The sequence below is a fragment of the Mycobacterium sp. ELW1 genome, assembly GCF_008329905.1.
In the GTDB taxonomy this organism is placed as follows: Bacteria; Actinomycetota; Actinomycetes; order Mycobacteriales; family Mycobacteriaceae; genus Mycobacterium.
The window spans coordinates 6,176,883-6,200,714 of the sequence record NZ_CP032155.1 but is presented as its reverse complement, the minus strand read 5'-3'; the positions used below and the strand labels follow the sequence as shown (position 1 = coordinate 6,200,714).

At 65.6% G+C, this 23,832-nt stretch carries 22 protein-coding genes and 1 pseudogene; 18 read left to right on the top strand and 5 right to left on the bottom strand.

Annotated features, from left to right (window positions below; translation table 11 throughout):
• The first annotated feature begins 15 nt into the window (after window positions 1-15).
• The 10 genes and pseudogenes from D3H54_RS29735 to D3H54_RS32410 form a co-directional block, all read left to right on the top strand.
• Complete coding sequence (locus tag D3H54_RS29735) at window positions 16-450, top strand: DUF5318 family protein (RefSeq protein WP_047333912.1); 435 nt, start codon at window positions 16-18, stop codon at window positions 448-450.
• 145 nt (window positions 451-595) lie between these two features.
• Window positions 596-2,926: a transglycosylase domain-containing protein gene (locus tag D3H54_RS29730; RefSeq protein ID WP_149383220.1), complete on the top strand. Its 2,331-nt coding sequence runs from the start codon at window positions 596-598 to the stop codon at window positions 2,924-2,926.
• A gap of 68 nt (window positions 2,927-2,994) precedes the next feature.
• Window positions 2,995-4,569: a glycosyltransferase family 87 protein gene (locus D3H54_RS29725; RefSeq protein ID WP_286199055.1), complete on the top strand. Its 1,575-nt coding sequence runs from the start codon at window positions 2,995-2,997 to the stop codon at window positions 4,567-4,569.
• Entirely contained in the window at window positions 4,538-5,176 is a 639-nt protein-coding gene (locus D3H54_RS29720; RefSeq protein WP_149383218.1) for a DJ-1/PfpI family protein, read from the top strand. The genes D3H54_RS29725 and D3H54_RS29720 overlap by 32 nt, the downstream gene beginning before the upstream one ends.
• Window positions 5,177-5,287: 111 nt before the next feature.
• Window positions 5,288-5,578, top strand: coding sequence for a 30S ribosomal protein S6 (gene rpsF, locus D3H54_RS29715; protein WP_036342207.1), 291 nt, complete (start codon window positions 5,288-5,290; stop codon window positions 5,576-5,578).
• A gap of 104 nt (window positions 5,579-5,682) precedes the next feature.
• Entirely contained in the window at window positions 5,683-6,201 is a 519-nt protein-coding gene (locus D3H54_RS29710; protein WP_083117754.1) for a single-stranded DNA-binding protein, read from the top strand.
• A 61-nt stretch (window positions 6,202-6,262) separates the two neighbouring features.
• A complete protein-coding gene (gene rpsR, locus D3H54_RS29705; RefSeq protein ID WP_149383217.1) occupies window positions 6,263-6,523 on the top strand; it encodes a 30S ribosomal protein S18 in 261 nt (86 codons plus the stop codon).
• 17 nt (window positions 6,524-6,540) lie between these two features.
• Entirely contained in the window at window positions 6,541-6,999 is a 459-nt protein-coding gene (gene rplI, locus D3H54_RS29700; RefSeq protein WP_149383216.1) for a 50S ribosomal protein L9, read from the top strand.
• A gap of 483 nt (window positions 7,000-7,482) precedes the next feature.
• Window positions 7,483-9,717 (top strand): replicative DNA helicase, encoded by a 2,235-nt coding sequence (dnaB, locus tag D3H54_RS32415; protein WP_149383215.1) that lies wholly within the window; start codon window positions 7,483-7,485, stop codon window positions 9,715-9,717.
• A gap of 15 nt (window positions 9,718-9,732) precedes the next feature.
• Window positions 9,733-11,001, top strand: a pseudogene (locus tag D3H54_RS32410) (LAGLIDADG family homing endonuclease); the annotation flags it as partial.
• A 492-nt stretch (window positions 11,002-11,493) separates the two neighbouring features.
• Here the strand turns inward: D3H54_RS32410 and D3H54_RS29685 are convergent.
• Entirely contained in the window at window positions 11,494-11,850 is a 357-nt protein-coding gene (locus D3H54_RS29685) for a hypothetical protein (protein ID WP_286199054.1), read from the bottom strand.
• A 157-nt stretch (window positions 11,851-12,007) separates the two neighbouring features.
• Between D3H54_RS29685 and D3H54_RS29680 the strand changes: the two genes are divergently transcribed.
• The 3 genes from D3H54_RS29680 (at window position 12,008) to D3H54_RS29670 (ending at window position 15,364) form a co-directional block, all read left to right on the top strand.
• Window positions 12,008-13,621, top strand: a complete 1,614-nt coding sequence (locus D3H54_RS29680) for an arylsulfatase (protein WP_149383213.1) — start codon at window positions 12,008-12,010, stop codon at window positions 13,619-13,621.
• A gap of 60 nt (window positions 13,622-13,681) precedes the next feature.
• Window positions 13,682-14,122 carry a pyridoxamine 5'-phosphate oxidase family protein gene (locus D3H54_RS29675; RefSeq protein WP_149383212.1) on the top strand — a complete coding sequence of 147 codons (441 nt, stop codon included), beginning with the start codon at window positions 13,682-13,684 and terminating at the stop codon, window positions 14,120-14,122.
• A gap of 129 nt (window positions 14,123-14,251) precedes the next feature.
• On the top strand, window positions 14,252-15,364 hold the full coding sequence (locus D3H54_RS29670; protein WP_149383211.1) for a VldE C-terminal domain-containing protein: 1,113 nt from the start codon (window positions 14,252-14,254) through the stop codon (window positions 15,362-15,364).
• A gap of 36 nt (window positions 15,365-15,400) precedes the next feature.
• On the opposite strand, the gene D3H54_RS29665 is transcribed toward D3H54_RS29670, so the two are convergent.
• Both D3H54_RS29665 and D3H54_RS29660 read right to left on the bottom strand, forming a co-directional pair.
• Window positions 15,401-16,492, bottom strand: a complete 1,092-nt coding sequence (locus D3H54_RS29665; protein WP_149383210.1) for a methyltransferase — start codon at window positions 16,490-16,492, stop codon at window positions 15,401-15,403.
• A gap of 138 nt (window positions 16,493-16,630) precedes the next feature.
• Window positions 16,631-17,584, bottom strand: coding sequence for an amidohydrolase family protein (locus tag D3H54_RS29660; protein WP_286199053.1), 954 nt, complete (start codon window positions 17,582-17,584; stop codon window positions 16,631-16,633).
• Window positions 17,585-17,730: 146 nt separating this feature from the next.
• On the opposite strand from D3H54_RS29660, the gene D3H54_RS29655 reads away from it, so the two are divergent.
• The 3 genes from D3H54_RS29655 (at window position 17,731) to D3H54_RS31390 (ending at window position 20,025) form a co-directional block, all read left to right on the top strand.
• On the top strand, window positions 17,731-18,042 hold the full coding sequence (locus D3H54_RS29655) for a hypothetical protein (protein ID WP_149383209.1): 312 nt from the start codon (window positions 17,731-17,733) through the stop codon (window positions 18,040-18,042).
• Between the two features lie 52 nt (window positions 18,043-18,094).
• Window positions 18,095-18,970 carry a universal stress protein gene (locus D3H54_RS29650; protein WP_149383208.1) on the top strand — a complete coding sequence of 292 codons (876 nt, stop codon included), beginning with the start codon at window positions 18,095-18,097 and terminating at the stop codon, window positions 18,968-18,970.
• Between the two features lie 170 nt (window positions 18,971-19,140).
• Window positions 19,141-20,025, top strand: a complete 885-nt coding sequence (locus tag D3H54_RS31390; protein WP_168215007.1) for a coiled-coil domain-containing protein — start codon at window positions 19,141-19,143, stop codon at window positions 20,023-20,025.
• Between the two features lie 15 nt (window positions 20,026-20,040).
• Here D3H54_RS31390 and D3H54_RS29630 read toward each other — a convergent pair whose 3' ends face one another.
• Window positions 20,041-20,625, bottom strand: coding sequence for a CIA30 family protein (locus D3H54_RS29630; RefSeq protein ID WP_286199052.1), 585 nt, complete (start codon window positions 20,623-20,625; stop codon window positions 20,041-20,043).
• Window positions 20,625-21,041: a DUF4174 domain-containing protein gene (locus D3H54_RS29625; RefSeq protein WP_286199051.1), complete on the bottom strand. Its 417-nt coding sequence runs from the start codon at window positions 21,039-21,041 to the stop codon at window positions 20,625-20,627. The genes D3H54_RS29630 and D3H54_RS29625 overlap by 1 nt, the downstream gene beginning before the upstream one ends.
• A 139-nt stretch (window positions 21,042-21,180) precedes the next feature.
• Between D3H54_RS29625 and D3H54_RS29620 the strand changes: the two genes are divergently transcribed.
• Window positions 21,181-22,383 (top strand): lycopene cyclase family protein, encoded by a 1,203-nt coding sequence (locus D3H54_RS29620; protein WP_286199050.1) that lies wholly within the window; start codon window positions 21,181-21,183, stop codon window positions 22,381-22,383.
• Window positions 22,384-22,427: 44 nt separating this feature from the next.
• Complete coding sequence (locus D3H54_RS29615) at window positions 22,428-23,816, top strand: oxygenase MpaB family protein (RefSeq protein WP_149383203.1); 1,389 nt, start codon at window positions 22,428-22,430, stop codon at window positions 23,814-23,816.
• The last annotated feature ends 16 nt before the right edge of the window (window positions 23,817-23,832 follow it).

Here is a 23,832-nt window from a genome sequence, read left to right as displayed (position 1 = left end):
CGTACTCTGGTCCTCGTGCGATTGCAGCGACAGGTGGTGGACTACGCCCTCCGGCGACGCTCCCTGCTGGCCGAGGTGTACTCCGGTCGAACTGGGGTTTCAGAGGTCTGCGACGCCAATCCCTATCTGTTGCGCGCCGCCAAGTTTCACGGCAAGCCCAGTTCGGTGATGTGCCCGATCTGCCGCAAGGAGCCGCTGACATTGGTGTCCTGGGTGTTCGGCGATCACCTGGGTGCGGTGTCGGGATCCGCGCGCACCGCCGAGGAGCTGGTGTTGCTGGCGACTCGATTCGACGAATTCTCGGTACACGTGGTGGAGGTATGCCGGACCTGCGAGTGGAATCACCTGGTCAAGTCCTACGTGCTCGGAGCGCCGCGTCCCACCAACGGGACGCGAGGGCGCCGTGGCACCCAGACGGCGCGCTCCGGCGCGCGTACGGCCAGTGAATAGCGAAGGGCGTCCCGACCGGCCTGCCACTGACAACCGCACGGGATCAGGGGCCGAGAGTGCGTCCGGTAGCTCCGAGCCACCGACAACGCGCTTCGCCGCCGCGGGCGATGGTTCTGGCCCCTCCCGATCGGCGCCCCGCCGGCAGGTGCCTCCCGATGACCGGTTGACGTCGATCATCGAACCGGTCCGCGACACCCCGCCGTCGCTGCGTGACCCGGTGGACGTCGTCAAGGCCGCTCTGGACGGCACTCCGCCGCCGAAGCTTCCGCCGCCCCCGCCGCGCCGCCCGGGTGGCTCCGGCGGCCCGGGTGGCCCGCCGCCGTTCAAGCCGCCGACCTTCTCCCAGCAGGTCAACTGGAAGTGGGTGCGCCGGTCGTTGTACCTGGCCGCCGTGGTGTTGATCGTGCTGCCGCTGATCACCTTCGGCATGGCCTACCTGATCGTCAAGGTGCCTCAGCCGGGTGACCTGCGCACCAACCAGGTGTCGACGATCCTGGCCAGCGACGGCTCCGAGCTGGCGAAAATCGTTCCGCCGGAAGGTAACCGGGTCGATGTCAACATCGACCAGGTACCGGTGCAGGTCCGCAATGCGGTGATGGCCGCCGAAGACCGCGACTTCTACAGCAATCCGGGGTTCTCGTTCTCCGGCTTCGCCCGCGCACTCAAGAACAATCTGTTCGGCGGCGACCTGCAGGGCGGGTCGACGATCACCCAGCAGTATGTGAAGAACGCGCTCGTCGGTGACGCCCGCTCCGGGGTCGGTGGTGTGGTGCGCAAGGCCAAGGAACTCGTCATCTCCACGAAGATGGCCGGCGAGTGGTCCAAAGACCAAGTGCTGCAGGCATATCTGAACATCATCTATTTCGGTCGCGGCGCCTATGGCATCGCGGCGGCGGCGAAGGCGTACTTCGACAAGCCGGTCGAGCAGTTGACCGTCGCCGAGGGTGCGCTGCTGGCCGCGCTGATCCAGCGGCCGTCGACCCTGGATCCGGCGATCGATCCCGACGGTGCGGCCAAGCGGTGGAACTGGGTTCTCGACGGCATGGTGTCGATGGGCGCGCTGTCGAAGGACGAGCGTTCCCAACAGGTTTTCCCGCCGACGGTGTCGCCGGAGCAGGCCCGCTCGAACAACGTCACCACCGGGGCGAACGGTCTGATCGAACGCCAGGTGACCAAGGAACTGCTCGACCTGTTCAACATCGATGAGCAGACCCTGAACACCCAGGGTCTGCAGATCACCACGACGATCGACCCGCAGGCGCAGAAGGCCGCCGAGGACGCGGTGTCGAAGTATCTCGAGGGCGAGATGCCGGACATGCGTTCGGCGGTGGTGTCCATCGATCCGAAAACCGGTGGAGTGAAGGCCTATTACGGCGGCTCGGACGCGCAGGGCTTCGACTTCGCGCAGGCTGGTCTGCCGACCGGTTCGTCGTTCAAGGTGTTCGCGTTGGTGGCCGCGCTCGAACAGGGCATGGGGCTGGGTTATCAGATCGACAGCTCACCGGTCACCGTCAACGGCATCAAGATCACCAACGTCGAGGGTGAGGGCTGCGGCGTCTGCAACATCGCGGAGGCGCTCAAGCGCTCGTTGAACACCTCGTACTACCGGCTGATGCTCAAGCTCAAGAACGGCCCGAGTGATGTGGCCGACGCCGCGCACCGGGCCGGTATCGCGGAAAGCTTCCCGGGCGTGGACCACACGCTGTCCGAGGACGGCAAGGGCGGCCCGCCGAACAACGGTGTGGTCCTGGGCCAGTACCAGTCGCGGGTGCTCGACATGGCTTCGGCCTACGCCACGTTGGCCGACTCGGGCGTCTACCACAAGCCGCACTTCGTGCAGAAGGTCGTCAACTCCCGCGGCGAGGTACTCTTCGACGCCAGCACCGCCGACAACAGTGGCGAGCAACGCATTCCAAAGGCAGTCGCCGACAACGTGACCGCGGCGATGCAACCCATCGCCGGCTACTCGCGCGGGCACAACTTAGCGGGTGGTCGCGCGTCGGCGGCCAAGACCGGAACCAATCAGCTCGGGGACACCGACGCCAACCGTGACGCATGGATGGTCGGCTACACCCCGTCGTTGTCGACGGCCGTGTGGGTCGGCACCACTGACGGCACGCAACCGCTGGTCAACTCGTCGGGTGGACCGGTCTACGGGTCGGGCCTGCCGTCGGACATCTGGAAGGCCACGATGGACGGCGCGCTGAAGGGTACGGACAACGAGTCCTTCCCCAAGCCGACCGAAATCGGCGGATACGCCGGTGTTCCGGCGCCGCCGCCTCCGCCGCCCGCGCCGCCGTCGGAGACGGTCATCCAACCCAGTATCGAAGTGGCACCGGGCATCACGATCCCGCTGGGACCGCCGACGACCATCACGATTCCGCCGGGCGGCGGTCCGCCGCCGCCACCGGGAGGACCAGAACCGCCCCCGCCGGGTGGCGGTGACCCTAACGCGCCGCTGCCTCCGCCGCCGTGATCGACGGCCGCCCCACCGTCTCACCTGCACCGCTGGCCGAGGATCGGCGCAGTGCGGACGATCGTGACATGCCGAGTCGCAATGACGCTGTCGGCGCGGCACTCTCGGAAGTCGTGGGCGGTCCGGTGGGCCGGCACGCCCTGATCGGCCGGAGCCGGATCTTCACCCCGTTGCGGGTCATGTTCCTGATGGCGCTTGTGGTGCTGGCCCTGGGATGGTCGACAAAGGCGCCGTGCCTGCAGACGGTGGGTACCGGCACACCCGACCAGCGGGTGGCCAACTGGCAGAACCAGCGCGCCTATTTCGAGCTGTGCTACTCCGACACCGTGCCGCTCTACGGTGCAGAGTTGTTGAGCCAGGGCCGCTTTCCGTACAAGTCGAGCTGGATCGAGACAGACTCGAGCGGCCGGCCGCAGATCCGGTATGACGGCAAGCCCGCGGTCCGCTACATGGAATATCCGGTGCTGACCGGGGTGTACCAGTACGTGTCGATGGCGCTGGCCAAGACTTACACGGCGGTCGCCAAAATGGTGTCGCTGCCCGTTGTCGCCGAAGTGGTGATGTTCTTCAACTTCGCGGCGATCGGGCTGGCATTGGCGTGGCTGACGACGGTATGGGCGTCATCGTGGCTGGCCGGCCGGCGGGTGTGGGATGCCGCGCTGGTGGCCGCGTCCCCGGTTCTTATCTTCCAGATCTTCACCAATTTCGATGCACTGGCAACAGCTTTGGCGATCGGTGGCTTGCTGGCGTGGGCGCGCAAGAAGCCGGTGCTCGCCGGGATTCTGATCGGGCTCGGGGTGGCGGCGAAGCTCTATCCGGCGCTGCTGCTGCTGCCGTTGCTGGTGCTGGCGATCCGCACCGACCGGATGCCTGAGGCCGCCAAGACTGTGGTGTCCGCGGTGGGCGCCTGGTTCGTGGTGAACCTTCCGGTGATGGTGCTGTTTCCGCGCGGCTGGTCGGAGTTCTTCCGGCTCAACTCCCGGCGCGGGGATGACATGGATTCGCTGTACAACGTGGTGAAGTCGTTCACCGGCTGGGACGGCTTCGACACGAACCTCGGGTTCTGGCAGCCGCCGGTCATCCTCAACACCTTCGTCGCCGTGCTGTTCGTTTTGTGCTGCGCGGCAATCGCTTACATCGCCCTGACCGCGCCGCAGCGGCCCCGGGTGGCGCAGCTGGCGTTCCTGACGGTGGCGGCGTTCCTGTTGGTGAACAAGGTGTGGAGCCCGCAGTTCTCGCTGTGGCTGGTGCCGCTGGCGGTGCTGGCCCTGCCGCAGCGCCGAATCCTGTTGGCGTGGATGACCATCGACATGCTCGTGTGGGTGCCGCGGATGTACTACCTGTACGGCGAGGCCAACAAGGGCCTGCCCGAGCAGTGGTTCACCGCAACCGTGCTGCTGCGCGACATCGCGGTGGTGGGCCTGATGGTGTTGGTCGTGCGCCAGATCTACCGGCCCGAACTGGATTTGGTGCGGTGGGGCGGCCGGGTGGACGATCCCGCCGGGGGCGTGTTCGACGGCGCCCCAGACGCGTACCCGACATGGTTCCCGCGGTGGTTGCGCCCACGCGCGACGGCCGCTGCGGATGCGCCCGAGGAACAAGAGGCACCGGATGCAAGCCGCGATAGCACTGTTCCCGCGTAACACCGCACTGGACGCGATCGGTCCATATGAGGTCCTGCAGCGCATCCCGTCGATCGACGTGGTGTTCGTCGGGCATCGTCGCGGCGAGGTCCGCAGTGACAACGGCATGCTCGGGCTGACGGTCGACGCCACGTTCGACGAAATCACCGAACCCGACATCCTGGTGTTCCCCGGCGGAATCGGCACCCGCACCCTCGTCGACGACACCGCGGTCCTGGAGTGGGTGCGCGAGGTACACCGGCACACCACGTTCACAACCTCGGTGTGCACCGGCAGCCTGGTGCTGGCGGCCGCGGGCCTGCTGACCGGGCTGACGGCCGGTACGCATTGGCGGGCCACCGAGTTGCTGGAGTCTTTCGGTGCGATCTACACCCCGCAACGGGTCGTCGAGCATCTGCCCGAGCGCATCATCACCGCGGCCGGGGTGTCCAGTGGAATCGACATGGCGTTGCGGCTGGTCGAGCTGCTGGTCGGGCGCCGGGCCGCGGAGGCCAGCCAGCTGATGATCGAGTACGACCCGCAGCCTCCGTTCCACGCCGGCGCGGTGGACCAGGTCTCCGATGCCACCCTGCAGCTGGCGCTGGAGTACTACGGCCAGCGGAGCTGATTTCGCTGATCAGCCTGTACTCCGGTAGCCTGTGCAGGTTGCCGACGCAGGCGACCCTTCTGCCACGGACACGCCGTGGCCGCTACGACCATAGGAGGTGATGAGGTTCCCATGCGTCCATACGAAATCATGGTCATCCTTGACCCCACTCTCGACGAGCGCACCGTTGCCCCGTCCCTGGAGACGTTCCTGAACGTCATCCGGAGTGACGGCGGTTCGGTCGACAAGGTCGACATCTGGGGCCGGCGCCGGCTGGCCTACGAGATCGCCAAGCACGCCGAGGGCATCTACGCCGTCGTCGACGTGAAGGCCGAGCCGGCCACCGTGTCCGAGCTCGACCGTCAGCTGAACCTGAATGAGTCCGTGTTGCGGACCAAGGTGATGCGGACCGATAAGCACTGAGTCCAGTTCGGACTCACTATCCGCTGAGTGGATAAGCGCGCCGCGCGTCGGAGCTCTTACGTAGGCTTCGCGGTAAATCCATCCGCCTATGCCAGGAGGACCCTGTGGCCGGTGACACGACCATCACCGTCGTCGGAAATCTGACGGCCGACCCCGAACTGCGGTTCACCCCGTCCGGTGCAGCCGTCGCCAATTTCACGGTGGCGTCCACACCGCGCACGTTCGACCGTCAGACCAATGAGTGGAAAGACGGCGAGGCGCTGTTCCTGCGCTGCAACATCTGGCGTGAGGCGGCCGAGAACGTGGCCGAGAGCCTCACCCGCGGTTCGCGGGTGATCGTTCAGGGCCGGCTGAAGCAGCGCTCCTTCGAAACCCGCGAGGGCGAGAAGCGCACCGTTGTGGAGCTCGAGGTCGACGAGATCGGCCCGTCGCTGCGTTATGCCACCGCCAAGGTCAACAAGGCCTCGCGCAGTGGCGGCGGTGGCGGCGGCTTCGGCGGTGGCGGCGGTGGCGGGGGCTCCCGTCCGGCGGCAGCGGCGGCAAGTGAGTCAGGCGACGACCCGTGGGGCAGCGCCCCGGCGTCGGGTTCGTTCGCCGGCGGCGACGACGAACCGCCCTTCTGATACCCAACGAAATCCTTTGTGCGCCATCGGCGCGACTGTGAAGAACGAAAGAGATTGACCCATGGCCAAGACCAACAAGCGGCGTCCCGCACCGGAAAAGCCGGTCAAGACCCGCAAATGCGTGTTCTGCTCCAAGAAGGGCAAGGGGCAGGACATCGATTACAAGGACACGCAATTGCTGCGTACCTACATCAGCGAGCGCGGCAAGATCCGCGCCCGCCGGGTGACCGGTAACTGCGTGCAGCACCAGCGCGACATCGCGATCGCCGTCAAGAACGCGCGTGAGGTTGCTCTGCTGCCGTTCACGTCGGCGGCGCGGTAGAGAACGGAAGTATCGAGATGAAGCTGATTTTGACCGCTGAGGTCGAGCACCTCGGAACGGCCGGCGACACCGTTGAGGTGAAGGACGGCTACGGACGTAACTACCTGCTGCCGCGCGGCCTGGCCATCGTGGCCTCGCGCGGTGCGCAGAAGCAGGCCGACGAGATCCGTCGTGCCCGCGAGACCAAGACCGTGCGCGATCGTGAGCACGCTGACGAGATCAAGGCCGCCATCACCGCGCTGGGTTCGATCCAGCTGCCGGTGAAGTCGGCTGCGGACTCGGGCAAGCTGTTCGGCTCGGTGACCGCCAACGACATCGTCGGCGCGATCAAGAAGGCCGGCGGACCCAGCCTGGACAAGCGCACCGTGCAGCTGCCCAAGGCACACATCAAGGCGACTGGCGCCCACACCGTCGGAGTGCACTTGCACCCCGAGGTGAACGTCGACATCACCGTCGACGTCGTGCCCCAGAGTTAGCCGTCTGCGTCAATTCCCCGGGTGGCGGCCACTTAGTGGCTGCCCTCGGGGAATTGCTGTATTTCTGGCGAACACATCCGGGCGGGGTCGCCACAGCTAATCTAACCGTCCGTTAACCTGGCGCATAAGCTCCGGCAACACAACACGCCCGAGATCGCAACCGGGGCCGACACGCCGATGAACTTGCCATCCACAACACACAACCGGGACTACCCTGCGTTTAGCTGGGGCGATAACCCAAAAACGGCCGGCCATCCACAGGTTTTCCCCAACGCCTCAACACCTCTTTCCCCAGCTATCCACAAACCACTAACAGGTTGATGAACAGGCTCGGTTTGCGAGGGCCCCAGCAACGTCTAGCGTGAGCCGTCGGCGGTGCGGTTCACATCGTGACGTCGAGAGCTTGTCGGGGGCGTGGGGTACACCTCTGATACTGCATCGAACAGAAGTTCGACCAATTCAAGAGGAGGTGGGGGCAGCCCAATGGCGGTCGTCGATGATCTCGGTCAGCCCGGGATGGACAGTCCTCCTCCTTCTGAGGACTTTGGTCGCCAGCCTCCCCAAGACTTAGCAGCCGAACAATCGGTGTTGGGCGGCATGCTGCTGTCCAAGGACGCCATCGCCGACGTATTGGAGCGGCTGCGCCCGGGTGACTTCTACCGGCCGGCCCATCAGAACGTCTACGACTCGATCCTGGACCTCTATGGGCGCGGTGAGCCCGCGGACGCTGTGACCGTCGCCGCCGAGCTGGACCGTCGCGGGCTGCTGCGCCGCATCGGTGGTGCGCCCTATCTCCACACGCTGATCTCCACGGTGCCGACGGCCGCCAACGCGGGGTACTACGCGGGCATCGTGGCGGAGAAGGCATTGTTGCGGCGGCTCGTGGAGGCCGGCACCCGGGTGGTGCAGTACGGCTACGCCGGCGCAGAAGGCGCCGACGTCAACGAGATCGTGGACCGCGCGCAGGCCGAGATCTATGACGTCACCGAGCGGCGAACGGCGGAGGATTTCCTCCCGCTGGAAGATCTGCTGCAGCCGACGATGGACGAGATCGACGCCATCGCCTCGAACGGCGGTCTCTCCAAGGGCGTACCGACGGGCTTCGAGGAGCTCGATGCGTTGACCAACGGCCTGCATCCCGGTCAGATGATCGTGGTGGCGGCTCGTCCGGGTATGGGCAAGGCGCTGGGTCTGGACACGCCGCTGCCGACGCCGACGGGCTGGACCACGATGGGCGAGGTCAAGGTCGGGGACTACCTGATCGACGCCGACGGACGCCCCACACGCGTGGTCGCGGCAACGGACATCATGGTGGGCCGGCCCTGCTACGAGGTCGAATTCTCCGACGGCACAGTCCTTATCGCGGACGCTGAGCACCAGTGGCTGACGGAGACCCGCGCTTCGCGGCAATCTGCGCTTGTGAGGACGACGCGCGACATCGTGGAGACATTGCACTGGAACCACGCGGTGGCCAATTCGAAGCCACTTCAGGCGGCGGTCCTTGCGCTCCCCGTACCGCCGTATGCGCTGGGGGTGTGGCTGGGCCAGGTAGTCAGCCCGGCGGAACCCGAGATCGTCATGCGAGTCGAGGGCGAGGGCGGCGAGATCGGCGCCTTCGACGCCACGCACATTCCCGCGGAGTACCTCCGCGCCGCCGAATCTCAGCGGCGTGCACTGCTTGGCGGCCTGTTGGATGCCAGCGGAGCGGTGAGTAGCGACGGGTCAGTTGATTTCTCGACGACCAATCATCGTCTGGCTGATGACGTGTTCGAGTTGATCGTCAGCCTCGGCTACGACTGCCGTCGCGACGAGAGTTCAACGGCGTTCATCCTGAACTTCTCCACCGATGACGAGGTTTTCGGGCTGCCCCGGAAAGCCCTGTTGCACAAGGAACGGCGGGCCGGCGGGAAAGTACGAACATCGTCGCGGTTCATCACCGACGTCCGGCCCATCGCGAGCGTTCCGGTGCGCTGCGTCGAGGTCGACAACGGTGACCACATGTATCTCGCGGGGCGGGCGATGATCCCGACCCACAACTCGACCCTGGGTCTCGATTTTTTGCGGTCCTGCTCGATCAAGCACCGGTTTCCGAGCATCGTGTTCTCACTGGAAATGAGCAAGTCCGAGATCGTCATGCGACTGCTCTCGGCCGAAGCTAAGATCAAGCTCGCCGACATGCGCTCGGGAAAGATGACCGACGACGACTGGACACGCCTGGCGCGTCGGATGAGCGAAATCAGCGAAGCGCCTTTGTATATCGATGATTCGCCGAACCTCACGATGATGGAGATCCGTGCGAAAGCACGCCGGCTGCATCAGAAGGCCGGGTTGCGGCTCATTGTGCTCGACTACCTGCAGCTGATGACGTCGGGCAAGAAAGTCGAGTCACGCCAGCAGGAAGTGTCCGAATTCTCAAGGCAGATCAAGCTTTTGGCCAAGGAACTGGAAGTTCCGGTTGTCGCGATGAGCCAGCTGAACCGTGGTCCCGAGCAGCGCACCGATAAGAAACCAATGTTAGCTGATCTACGTGAGTCGGGATCGATCGAGCAAGATGCAGACATGGTCATATTGCTGCACCGCCCGGATGCATTCGAAACCGACGACCCGCGCGGCGGTGAAGCCGACCTGATCGTCGCGAAACACCGTGCAGGACCGACCCGTACCGTGACGGTCGCGCACCAGTTGCATCTGTCGCGGTTCACCAACATGGCGCGCTAGATTCCAATGGCATCACCGGCGTCAGCGCGGATCCTACAGGCAGATAACGGCTCTGAGGCCACCGTCGGTGAGCTAGCACAGAATGGCGAACGTCCACTTGTCTGGTCGATGGACCAGCGCAAGCGTTTAGCAGCGCGGCCCATCGTCAGTGTGGTTGCCAGCGGCCACGCCGAGTTATTGCGTATACGATTAGCATCTGGTCGTGAGCTGGAGGCTACAGGCGGTCAACTGTTGATGACTCTCGATGGCCCAAATCCGTTGAGCAACAGTACAATTGGTTACCGAATCGCGGTTCCGCGCCGCGTCCCGGAGCCGCTAATTCCGCAACGCATGGCCGACCCCGAAGTGATCCTCCTCGCGCACATGATCGGCGACGGTTCGTGTGTGAAGCGCCAGCCCATTCGTTACGCCAGCATCGACGAGGCGAGCCTCGCTGCGGTTAGCGCAGCCGCGAGGCACTTCGGCGTCACGGCAATTCGTGATGACTACCCTGCCGCGCGAGTGACCACTCTGCGTCTCCCGGCGCCATTCAGGCTGACCCAGGGTAAGCGCAACCCGATCGCGGCATGGCTGGACGGGCTTGGGCTGTTTGGCCTAAGAAGCTATGAGAAGTTTGTTCCGCCAGATGTTTTCGCACTTCCGTACGTAAAGGTGGGTTTGTTCTTAAGGCACCTTTGGGCGACGGACGGGCATGTGAGCTGGGATGCACGGGCCGGCGGCGGCAAACTGTATTACGCATCGAGCAGCCGACGGCTGATCTATGACGTCGCGCAACTGCTGCTGCGCTTTGAGGTCTTCTCTCGGATCAAACGGGTGCGAAAGACCGGTTATCGAGACGGTTGGCACCTCTGTATCTATGGCGCCGAGAACCAGTTGCGATTTCTGCGCTACATCGGCGTTCATGGGGCGAAGGACGCCGCAGCTGAAGCTCTAATCACTAAACTAGAAGTGGTGCAACGCAACACAAACCTGGACACCGTTCCCTCAGCAGTGTGGGCCAATGTCCGAACCGCTTTGACCGCGAAGTCGATGACTCACCGCGAATTCGCCACCAAGGTAAACACTAAGTACTGCGGATCGGCCGTATGGAACCACGCGCCGAGCCGCGGCCGCCTGCACAACATCGCCATCGTCCTCGAAGACCGCTACCTCCACGACCTCGCCACCAACGACGTGTTCTGGGACGAAATCGTGGAGATCACCAGTATCGGACGACAGGATGTGTACGACGTGGTGGTCGACGGCGGCGACAACGTCATAGCTCAGGGAGTTGTCGCGCACTCGGGCTGAACTAGCCGGATCCTTTTCGCAGGCGTCGTGCAGGGGTTACGCAAGGACGCACCCGATCGGGAGGTGCGCGACTCCCGCGCACTGCGGCGGGTGTAGCGACGCCCGAACGATGCAGCTAGCAGTGGTCCCGATGCGCCGGGGGCCGACCCCGCTGTGGCAGTTTTGCGTAGACGCAGGCCGTTGATACGTCAGACCACGAACAAAGGCCTACGCCTTGACCTGTGCGCACGATGTCGTTGTCCACCACGGTCGGGCCCGGATGATGCCCACAAGTCGGTTCGCCTCGGCTAGACCGTCGCCACGCCATCTGAACCGACTAAGACGGTCGTACTTCGTCACGGCGCGTCTGTCCACTGTCCCCGCCGGCGGCGACACCCGAGCGCGAGATCCGCTCGACGCCAGCCTCGATCCGGAGATATCTGGCGGTCTGGACTTCAACATTCCGGCACGGGGAAATCCGTTGTGCCAGTGGGCGATTCGGCCCGACTACGCCTCACCCAAACTCGGCCGGTAATCAGCCGCCTCCGCCTCGGCGGCAAGCAACGCGCCGAGCTCGCCCTCTTGCTGGGCAACAAACACGCCGACCACCTGCCGGCATACCTCCGGCACGCTCACCCCACGCATATCCGCAATACGTTTCAGCCCGAGCAGCATTGACGTCGACACGTGAAACTGCACAGCGAACTGACCGCACGAACCATCCTCAGGCGGCAACCCCGGACCCACGACCACAGGTTCATCCACCCCGTACTCGTCCACCTCAGCCCGCCGAGCTCGCTCAACAAGCCCACCACCGACGCCGTCGGCCGGATCCGGGGACTCCTCATGACTGAACAAACCCATTCCGCCCACGCTAGACCTCGCAGATTTCCCGGGCCGCCAACCAAGCGACGCCGTTCGCGAGAGACCTCGGCGCGCTAACCCCACAGGCAGCACGGCGCGCTGGTGAAAAGCCAATTGTCGGCGGGTCCAGTGGTGGGCCGTGACAGGATGGGTCAGCGTGACTCGTCCCAACTTCCTGGTCATCGTGGCCGACGACCTCGGATTTTCCGACATCGGCGCTTTCGGCGGCGAAATCAATACTCCGAACCTGGATCGATTGGCCCACACGGGCATCAGGCTCACCGATTTCCATTCCGCTCCGGCCTGTTCGCCGACGCGGGCGATGCTGCTGACCGGAACCGATCACCACGTCGCCGGAATCGGCACGATGCTCGAGATGGCCGCCCCCGAATTCCGCGGGGCCCCCGGCTACGAGGGGTATCTGAACGACCGGGTCGTGGCGCTGCCCGAACTGCTCCGCGACGCCGGTTACCTGACGCTCATGTCGGGCAAGTGGCATCTGGGCGACACGATCGACAGGTCGCCGTGGGCAAGGGGATTCGACCGCTCATTCGCCCTGTTGCCGGCCGGTGCCAGCCACTACGGCACCCGCGGGGGTGGCGGGCTCTCTCCGGTGCCGACGATGTTCACCGAAGACGATCAGTTCGTCACCGTAGGCGAGGACTTCTACTCGTCGGATGCGTACACCGACACGCTGCTGCGCTACCTCCACGAACGTCCCCAAGACGGTGAAGACCAGCCCTTCTTCGCCTACCTGCCCTTCCAGGCGCCGCACTGGCCGCTGCACGCGCCGCAGGAAACCATCGCCAACTACCACGGCCGCTATGACGCCGGACCGGACGCACTGCGCGAGGAGCGGCTGGCCGCGCTCACCCGGCTGGGCCTGTGCCCACCCGACGTCGAGCCCCACCCGGTGGTCGCCGACGGCGCCCCGGAATGGGCGGACATGACCGACGAGGAGCGTGCCGTCTCCGCCCGCAACATGGAGGTCTATGCCGCCATGGTGGACCGGATGGACTGGAACATCGGCCGGGTGATCGACTATCTCGACGGCACCGGCGAGTTGGACAACACGGTCGTGATCTTTCTGTCGGACAACGGCGCGGAGGGGACGATCGTCGAGGCCATGCCGCTACGCGGCCCCGAAATCGAAGCGTTCGTCGCGAAGCACTGTGACAACAGCGTGGACAACCTCGGTGCCCCCACCTCGTGGGCCTGGTACGGCCCGCGCTGGGCGCAGGCCGCCACCGCGCCGTCGCGGCTGCACAAGGCCTTCACCACCGAGGGAGGTATCCGGGTGGTGGGCTTCGTCGCGTGGCCGGGCTTCGCTCGGCAGGGAGAGATCGGCACGGCGTTCACCACCGTGATGGACATTGCACCGACCGTGCTGGAGCTCGCCGACGCCGCGCATCCCGGCACCGAGTACCAGGGCAGGGAGGTGGAGCCGATGCGAGGCCGATCGATGGTGCCCTACCTGTCGGGACAGGCAGAGGTGGTGCACGATGCCGACACCGGCACGGGGTGGGAGTTGTTCGGCCGCCGCGCGATTCGCCAGGGCGATTGGAAGGCGCTTCATCTGCCTGTGCCCTACGGCTCAGGCACCTGGCAGCTCTATGACCTCTCGAGTGATCCCGGCGAGGTGCATGATCAGGCCGCCTCCCGGCCCGACAAGCTGGCCGACTTGATCGAGCTGTGGGACCGCTACGTCGAAGAGAACGGCGTGATCATCGGACCCGTGTCGCTGTTCGAGGTGGACGTGGAGGCGTACTGACCGCGCGTGTGTGTCGTGGGCAGTCGAGTCGAGGAATCTGCCGGCGCTTAGCCTGTGCTGATGCCACGCAAACTCAGTGACGAAGAAGTTGAGGCGTATCTGGATAGCCGCCCGGGCTGGGCGATACTGACCACCATTGAGAAGGATGGCTTCCCGCACTCCGTACCTCTCGGGTACTTCCGCCTGGGCCGCGACATCATCTTGGGCGTGCGAGATGGCACACGCAAAGTGGCCAACATCGAAAGTAACCCGAACGTGAGCATCTTGCTCGAAGACGGCTCCACGATGGCAGACATTCGCGGCGTGATGCTCCAAGGCCACGCCCGCATCGTTCGCGAACCAGGGGAAGCGGTGGAGCTCGCGAGGGAAGGCGCCCGGGGGAGGGGCGTGCCAGAGTCCGAATGGCCCACCGCACCGAGACCCGGCGCCGCCTACATCCGCGTGACACCCGTTCGTACCGTGTCGTGGGACTACGGAAATTCCACCTCGGACCACGCTTAGTCCGCCAACGTCGCAATGGCGCCGAGCCTCATCGCTGCTCGGCTAGACAACGTTCAGCACAGTTCGTAGCCTTTGCCGGGACATCGACAGCCGGGACCGCTCCATGACCGAAGGATCGTGACAATCCGCATGACCGGGATTCGCCACTGCCTTCGCCGGACGGTGTGCGGTGCCGGGTCTGTGTTGCTTGTGATGGCCGCGTCGCTGGCTGTTGTGCATGCGGAGCCAGCCGACGACGCGTTGAGCACGCTGAACAAGTTGTCTCAACAGGCGGTGCGCAGCCGCGAAGCCGTCACCGCCGCTCAGCGCGACGCTGACGCCGCGCAGGCCCAGCAGGCCGCGGCGGAGGACCGCCAACGCGCCGACCTGGCCGCGTTGGAGGCCGCGAACAATCAACTGGCGCCCTATCAAGCCGCGGTCGACCGCCTCGCGGCGATGACCTACATGGGCGGCGGCGAAAGCCAGATGGCGGCGGTTCTCAGTACGTCGTCGCCGCAACGTCTCATCGACGAGTTGTCGCTGCAGCATCTGGTGGCCGCCACGACGGCCGATCAGATGAGGGGATATCGAGACGCGCGCGAGCGTGCCGCAGCTGTCGCCCGCGCCTCAGAGCAATCAGTCGCGGACGCACGCTCGGCGGCCGAGCGTGCTGCCGCGATCCGCGCGGACCTGCAAGCCACGTGGCAGGAACTGCTGCGCCAGATCGCCGCCGCGGAAGCCCAGTACGCGGCCTTGACTCCCCAGCAGCAAGCGGTGGTCGAGAACGCCGCGCCGCCGCCATCGCCGGTGGGCATAGCGCCCCCGCAGGACCCGGCGATCGTCGCAATGCCCGAGCTGCCTGCCGGCGACCTGGCTCCACCACCCGCGGCCGCAATCCCGGACGACCCCGCGGCGTTGCCCGTCGGCGTCGCCAATGAGGTTGGCTTACAACCAAATACGATCTTGGCCGCCCGAACGATCAGCGCAGAATTCCCTCAGATCTCCACCATCGACGGGGTACGGCCGGATTCGAAGCCGTGGCATCCGCGCGGTCTGGCGATCGACATCATGATCCCCAATCCTGGGAGTCCCGAAGGCATCGCCCTGGGCGACCAGATCCGCGCGTTCGCGCTGGCTAACGCCGCGCGATTCGGACTGCAGGACGTGATCTGGCGGGGGGTTTACTCCACGCCGGCCGGGCCTCAAGCCACGGGGTACGGACACTTCGACCACGTACACATCACCACCACCCCGCGCGGCTGACTCATCGACCGCCGCCATACACGCACGGGCGGTAGGTCACGCGATCTTGGCGGCCTCGATGATGTCGTGCGGCACAACGGAGAACGACCGACCGGTGGGCTGCAGACCGGCGCCAACCAGCAGGTCGTCGAGTTCGGCCCGTGAGCGCAAGCGGCCGCCGTCGCGTTGCGTCAGCGTGTGCAGGTCCAGCAGCGGTGAGAACGGATTCGGGCGATTGCGCGGCTGCAGATACTCGACCACCAGCAACTTCGTGCCCGCGGGCATGCTGGCTGCCACCGCGGCGAGGATCGTCGCGCAGCGTTCGTCATCCCAGTCGTGGAGCACGTCTTTGAGAAGGTAGACGTCGGCGGTGGCGTCAATGGACCGGAAGATATCTCCCTCGACACGGTCGATGCGGTCGGCGACTCCGCGTTCGGTGAGAAAGCGCTCCGCTTCGGCGATCATCCCGGCGCTGTCGACCAGCACCCCGCGCAGATTCGCCTGCGATTCGGTGACGACCACCGACAACAGTGTGCCGATCCCGCCGGCAACATCACACACCACCGCACCGTCGGGCCACGGATACACCCGCGCGATCCCGCGGGCGATGATGCTCGTGGCCTGCCGCATCGTCGCGGCGAAGAGCTGTTGCTCATCGGGATGAGCGGCGTACCAGTCCCATACCGACATGCCGTGCACGATCTCGAACGCGCTGCGGCCGCTGCGCACACTCTCGGCGAGCCCACCCCACGCCTCGACGGTCGAGCGCATTCCCTTGTAGCGCATCCAGGCTCGCAGCGACGACGGGTGGTCGCTGCGGAGCACGTCGCCCATCGCAGTCATCTTCGCCGCCCCGGTCCGCCGGTCGAGGGTGCACAGACCGCATGCGGTCGCGCCTCGCAGCAGGCGATGGGTGGTCTCTACGTCGGAGCCGATCCGCGCGGCGATCTGCGGCGCGGTCAGCGGACCATCAGCCAGTACATCGGCGATCCCGAGTTCGGCGATACTCGCGGCGATCTGGACGCCGGCGACGCCCTCGCCGACGTCGAGCATCGCGAACTGCGGTGGCACCATTTTGTCGGCGAGTCGCTTGAGCGTGCGTCGTAACGCGAGCGTGGCCAGCACCACGGGCAGGGGCGTCGATGCCATCCGTGCAGGCTACCTGTGCGGCACCCGCAGTCCCGGCTGATTTGTCATCGGCACGGGCAATCACACTCCACATGGTCACTGAGTGGGGGAGCGCGATAGGGGCGACTTCGTGAATCACCTTGCCCGGCAGTGGAAAAGCTAGCCGAGAACTCGCTGCGCGTTCTCGGACGTGACCCGGCGCCAGTCAATGCTCCGGTCTGCGTCCAGTGCGGCGACCTGCTTGCCAACGCCGAACTCGGGCGTCCAGCAGAAGTCGCTGCCGTAGAGGATGCGTTCGGTGCCGACCACATCCGCCAAGATCGTCGCCTGGGTGGGCATCGGATAGCCGGCGAGGTCGAACCAGAAGCGGCGCAACTGGGTTTCGGTGGTCAGGGGTCCGGGCGGACTGCCGTCGGGCATCGGCCACAGGCTGCGGAACTGCTCGACGCGTGCTGCCAGCAGAGGTAGGGCGGCGCCGCAATGCGGGATCAAGAACTTGATGCCGGGGTAACGGCCGACAACGTTCGCGAAGATCAAATCGGTTATGGTGCGGGTGGTTTCGAACATGAACTCGATGACCGGCCGGGGGCGACCGAGCGCCACGGCCTCGGCATGCGGTGGTGATGTCGGATGGACGAACACAATGGACTGCCGCGTGTTCAGACAGTCCCACAGCGGATCGAGAGCTGCATCACCGAGGTACTGTCCGCGGTGGTTGCTCAGGACAACCACGCCGGCCGCTGCGTGACGGTCGATCGCGCGCTGTGCTTCGACGACCGCCGCGTCGACGTCGGGTAGCGGAAGGGAAGCGAAGTAGGAGAAGCGCTCCGGGTGGGCAGCTACCGCAGTGACGGCGAAGTCATTGACGTGCCGGGCCAGTACGGCCGCCTGCGATGAGTCGGCGAAGGACACCCCTGGCGAGGACAAAGACAGGACCGCGTGGCGAATCCGATTGTCCTGCATCAGTTTCAACTGTGCTTCGATACTCCACGACGGCCACATGGGCATACCGTCAGGATGCTCGATCCCCGCAGCGACCGCGGCGCTGACGTACTCGTCGGTGAGGAAGTGGGCGTGAACGTCGACCAATTCGAAACCGTTCGATCTGGCCACACGCTCTCCTCACGCTCAGCGCTCGAGGGTAAATCTGTACGCCGCACACCAAATTTACGCGCCGTCGTGCAGCTGCCAGGACCACAGCAACACCAATCTCGTCGAGCGCGGTAACGAAATGCATATCCGGCAGCGATACTGACGGCATGGTAAAGAAAATTGCTGGTGTCCTGCTCAGCGCGGCCGCATTGTCGGCCATCCCCGCGGCGATCTCCCCGATGGCCCAGGCCGACGTGTGCGGCGACATCGGCGGCCGGCACGTGACCGTCGGCGGGTGCACGCCGGGTATCGCGGGCGACGCCGTGGACGCGGCTGTGGCGGGGGATTGGGTTCGGTACGGCTTGCCGGAGACCTATGCGTTCTCGCTGGTTCCCGCATTCCCCGGCGAACAGCCCTGTATCTCTCCCAACGGGCTGCCGTACTACACCCCCGGCGACGCTCCCTGCTGGGTCGGGTAGCTCCCGCCTGGGAACGTCCTTTCCGTCCGAGCGGGTCCCCTAGTCTCGGAGCGTGACCTCCGCTGCCCAAGAACAGTCCGTCGTTGTCGGCATCGATGGGTCGGACGCCTCACTCGGTGCGGCCCGGTGGGCCGCGGAGTTCGCCACCGCTCATGCCCTCCCGCTGACGTTGCTGCACGCGGTTCCGCGGTTCGAATGGCATTTCGCCGGCGCTGAAGCACCCACCGGACCCGAGTCCACCGGCGACGAGGTGCTCAGGGCGGCAGAAGCGGACGTCCGGTCGGCGCACCCCGATCTCGTGATCAGCACGGCGACGGTCAAGTCCGCGGTCGCGACGGCCCTGGCAGACGCCTCGCAAGAGGCCAGGCTGCTGGTGGTGGGCACCGGCGCGGCGGACCACCGGGCGCTGGGTGGCCACGCCGTGCGGACCGTTCATCGGGCGCAGTGTCCGGTCGTGGTCTGGCGAGCCCCCGTCGCCAAGCGGACCGGAAAACCATTGCCGGTCGTGGTCGGTATCGACGACTCGGAGTCATCCAGCCGGGCGCTCGCGGAAGCTTTCGACATCGCCCGGCTATTGCATGCGCAGCTGACGGTGGTGCACATGTGGGAGATCGACGCGGCGGTCGGAATGGGCGACCTCGGCGGTGAGGGGAACATGGACTGGCAGTTGCTGGATGTGCTGGAGACCCAGCAGCGCCGTCGGATGGACGAGCTGGTGCAACCGCTGGCCCGGAAGTATCCCAACGCCCACGTCGTCAAGGTTTTTCAGGACATCAGCCCCGCGAAAGGTCTCACCGATCTGTCGCGGGAGGCTCAGCTGGTGGTCGTGGGCAGTCACGGCCGCGGGCGGCTGGCCGACTCGATCCTCGGCTCAGTGGGTCAGAACCTGATCCATCACGCCGAGTGCCCGGTGCTGGTGGTCCGGTAAATGGCACGGTTGGACAACCTCCGCACCGTTTCGTAACCTTTCCGAGACCTGAGCTACAGGGGTCTGCAATTCGACGGAGACGACGTCGCCCGGCAGTTAAAGGATGCGCAGTCGTGAAGTTTCACCGGCCTTTCGCACCGAAAACAGGTCCGAGCAGGGCAGCGGGAGCGATGGCGATCGTCACTGCCCTGTGCGTGGTGTCGGCCGGGTCCGCGTTCGCCGAGCCGGCATCAGACGAGCTGGCCAAGCTGAACGAGCTGACCAAACAGGCGCAGCAGTTGATCGAAACCGCGCAGTCCGTCCAGCTGGACCTCGAGAAGAAGCTGCAGCTGCAGAGCGCCGCGGAGCAGAAGCACACCGACGATGTGGCTGTGCTCGAATCCACCCAGGCGCAGCTGGCTGATTACCAGGGGACCGTCGACAGAGCAGCGGCCGCGATCTACGCCGGCGGGAGTACCGACAGCGTGACGGCGTTCTTCGTTGCCGCGTCGCCCCAGCGCCTGATCGACCAACTGGCCTTCCAGCGGACGATCACGGACCAGATGACGGGGCAGCTACAGAAGTTCCGCGACGCCCAGCGACAGGCCGCCGTTGCCGCGGCAGCTTCCGCCGAATCCGCGGCCACCGCCAAAGCGGCCGCCGACGCCGCCGCGACGGTGCGAGCTGATCTGGAGACCAAGCAGTCGGAAGTCGAGGGCCAGGTCAGATTGGTGCGGGCGACCTACTACGCGTTGCCGGCCGCTCAGCAAGCATTGCTAGGACCCGGCGGCGCGATCCCCACAGTCGGGATGAATGGGCTGACCCCCAACGCCCGAACCCTTGCGGCGTACATCATCGCGACCTTCCCGGGCGTGCAGTCCATCGGTGGCATCCGCCCGGACCCGATTCCCGATCATCCGAGCGGCCATGCCATCGACATCATGATCGGCTCCGACATGGCGCTCGGCGATGCGATCAACGCCGACGTGCAAAGCCAGGCTGAACGCTTCGGGGTGTCCTACACGATGTGGCGGGTGGCCAACCACTTCAACCACGTCCACGTCACGGTTTCCTGAGTTCAACCGACGCTGTTACGACGCCGCGCCGATCCCCGTGATGGTGATGGCGAATGGGCCCTGCTGTTTGTCGAGGATGTAGACCGACACCTGACTGATGCTCGACGGGTCCAGAGTCGCAGGGGCTTGCGGCGCCGGATCTAGGCGCATTCCCACCGCCTGGAAAGCTCCCACGGGAAGTTCGTAGGTTCGTTGGACGCCGGCTTCAGTGGGGAAACGCTGGATGTAGGACCACGGCTGTCCCGCGGCGCCCACTCTCAACACGTAGGTCTTACCGTCGCCGATGGCACTTACGCGGATAGACATGGCGCCGGTGGCTCGCCGCCCGATATCGGGGTCTTCCGGACTGCGGGCCGAGGCGAAACCGCCGTTGTTCTCCAGAGAGATGGTTCCCGAAAACACAAGGCCACCATCGGCGTATGCGACCTGCGATGTGGACCGACCGCCCATGACGGGGTCATTGACCGTGGTCCAACCGGCGTCGAGGGAGACCAGCGGAACCTCAGGTCCGGCGTGTGCGGATCCCTCGATGCTTCCGCAGGACACCAGCAGAAGTGTCGACAGTGTTGCCATGGCGCCGACCAGGCCGTGCCGAATCATCAACACCGCCCCGGGTTGGTGCGAATCTCGTTGCCGCGCATCGGCATACCGTCGATCACGGCGTAGATCTGCTGAAGGTCCGGGACGTCGGTGACGCGCATCTTCTCGCCGCCGTCTTTGCCGATCAGCACCACTTTGAAGGCGTTCGTATCAACCGCGAACTGTGCTCGTAACTGCCGTGACTGCTCGGCGTCGACGGGGTGATCATCGAGCGTGCTGCCGCCGGTGCCCAAGACCTGCCCGAGCACCATGTCGCGGGCGGCGAAGTCACAGCGAGTGGCCTCGATCCGGCGCAACGTCTCCGCGAGGCGCGGGTCGCTGTGCGCGGGCGCGAACACCAGCAGAGGGCGACGTTCCCAGCGATAGTCGCCGAGTTCAGCGGCCATGGCGGTCGCAGATCCGAGGGCGCCGCTCATCAGCAGAACAGTCAGGACAACCGTCCATCGGAAGATACTGCGCTTCACGGCCATGGTGCTTCTCAACTGTAGCCGCGCCGCACACCCCGTGCCGAAGCGTGCACGAGGGGTTCTTGCCCAAGAGGGCACGATAGAGCGCGTGGACGTCTTGGTAATCGGGGCGGGGCCGGCCGGTATGGCGTTGGCTGCGGCGTGCTGTCAACGCGGAATGACGGTCGGCCTCCTCGATCCGAATCCGGAGCGGCGGTGGGTGGCGACCTACGGCATGTGGAGCCCCGAACTGCCCGCCGACCTGCCGGTCTCCGCGGTCGCCGCGCGAGCCGCGGGCCGCGCCATCGCGCTCACCGAACACCGTCTGGGTTGGGAATATGTGGTGCTCGACGTCGACGCTCTGCGCGCCCACCTCGCCGACCAAAGTGTGGGCGTGACCGTCTACACCGGGCGGGCTGTCGGATCGCCGGCGCGCGGTGCGGTGGCGCTGGCCGACGGCTCGACCCTGCGCGCTTCGGTCGTCGTTGATGCCACCGGCCGCTCGCGCCCGCTGGACCCCAACTGGCCGCGCCGCGTATCCGCCGAGCAAACGGCGTACGGCGTGATCCTCGACGAAACGTCGGTGGCACCGCTGATCGCCCCCGGCGAAGCGTTGTTCATGGACTGGCGTGCCGATCACGGCGAGTCAGGCTGGCCGACGTTCCTGTACGTTGTTCCGCTGGGCGGCGGCGCGGTGCTCGTGGAAGAGACCTCACTTGCCCGCCGACCCGGACTGCCATTGGCGACCCTGCGCCGTCGTCTCGACGCCCGGCTCGCACACCACGGCATCACAACGCCGAAAGACGCACGCACGGAAAAGGTTTCATTCCCGGTCGACCAGGTCCGGCATTCGGGACGAGGCGTGCTCGGGTTCGGCGCGGCCGCACCGCTGATACACCCGGCAACCGGATTCAGTGTCGCAGCCGCGCTTCAGCTGGCGCCGCGGGTGGCCGGCGCACTTGCCGAGCATCTGCCCGCGGATCCAGATCGAGCGCTCGCGGCAGCGCAGGAGACGGTCTGGCCCACCGCCGCGAAGGTGATTCACCGGGTTCGTCGCATCGGCCTGGAGGCGTTATTGCGAATGCCGGCCGGTGAAGTCCCCGGCTTCTTCGAGCAGTTCTTCTCGTTGCCGGATGCGCACCGCTGGGCTTACCTCACCGGCCGCGACGACATCGGCGGCACCGTCGCGGCGATGGCGAGTCTGTTTCGTCATTCGAACTGGCGAATGCGCCGTCATCTTGTGCTGCCGGCACTCATGCGTCCGCTGGAAACCAACGATGAGCTCCCATCCCTGCCAATCCGCGCCAACTGACAACGGGCGTTGCCAGAAAGTCGTGCCCGCGATAACGTCGCCTCATGACGGTGACTGGTGAGCGTCCGGAGATCCTCCTCTCCGACGTGGACTTCAATCGGCGTGATCATCCCGACCGGCCGTTGCGTCCCATCCCGCCCGGCCGCGACCATTTCGCTGACCAGTGGCGATTCATGCGCGAATTCATCTTCGGCGAATGGATCGACATCGACAGAGAGGTCCAACCCAGCGATCTCACGCGCCTGCGGGACGACTATTTCTGGCAACGCGACGAACTCATGATCGGCGTGGTCGAGGCCTTCGAGCGCCTCGGCTATGAGCAGGGTCGGGCGCTCTTCGAACAAGCCCTGACCCAGGGCATCGACACCCTCGAGGACCCGCCGCAGGAGTTCGTCGACCTCTTCGAGCACCTGGATCAACTGCCTTCCCAGTTCGATCTCGTCGCAGCCGAACGCGGCCGGATGCTCGCGATGTCGGCCACATTCGCCGCCACCACGATCATCCGCGGGTGGGCGTTCTACGAGACCGCGATGACGGGCGACATTTCCGCGGCCACCGGAGCCACGGGCCGATTCGCCGACGACGGCCCGCGCCGATTCATCGAGACCGCAAAGGTTTTCGCCGAGTTCACGCTGCCCGACATCTTCGATCGGCAATCGGATGCGTTCCAGGATGTGGTGCGGGTGCGGTTGATGCACGCCCTGGCCAGTAAAGGACTACGGCAGAAGTGGGGTGACGATGTCTACCTCAAGTTCGGTGAACCGATCCCCGTCACATCCTTGCTCGGGTTCGGCAGCGGCATGCTGCTCGGCCGTCTCGTCGACCACGCGTTCGGCCGCAAGCTCACCAAACAACAGCTCGAGGATCTCGCCGAATACTCGTCCTTCTCCGGGCGGTTGTGGGGCGCTCCCGAGGCGCTGCACTCCCCGAACGGCATCGAGCTGATCAAATCGTTGAATTACGTTCTGGCCCGCGGCGGCAACCCGTCTCCGTGGCGCGCTCAACTTGTCGATGCCATCGCGGGTCCGGTGCACTTGACGACCCTGACGGACGCGCTTCCCGGCGTGGTCAAGAAAGTGGTGGCCCGGCACGTCAACCAGATCACGGCCAGCGTCGCCCTGGCGCCTGCGGGAGTCGTGTTCGGGTACAAGCAGATCGAGGCGATGGTGGCGGGCACGCTCTTCGAACCGCTCGGCTACAACTTCGAACGGCGCGTGCGAATCTTCACGAACCTCACCAGGCTCAACGTCGGCATCGCCAGGGTCGCCGATCGGCTGCCGTTCTCCAACCCCATCCGGGAGAGCAGGAAGAAGAGTGGGGCCGCCGCGCGTGAGCGGATTGCCATGCTCAACAAGATCGCCCGCGGCAAGCACATCCCGCTGACCTACAGCCACCACGACCGCTCGACAGCGGGGAAGGGTTTCACCGGCTAGTACTACCATCGGGTTT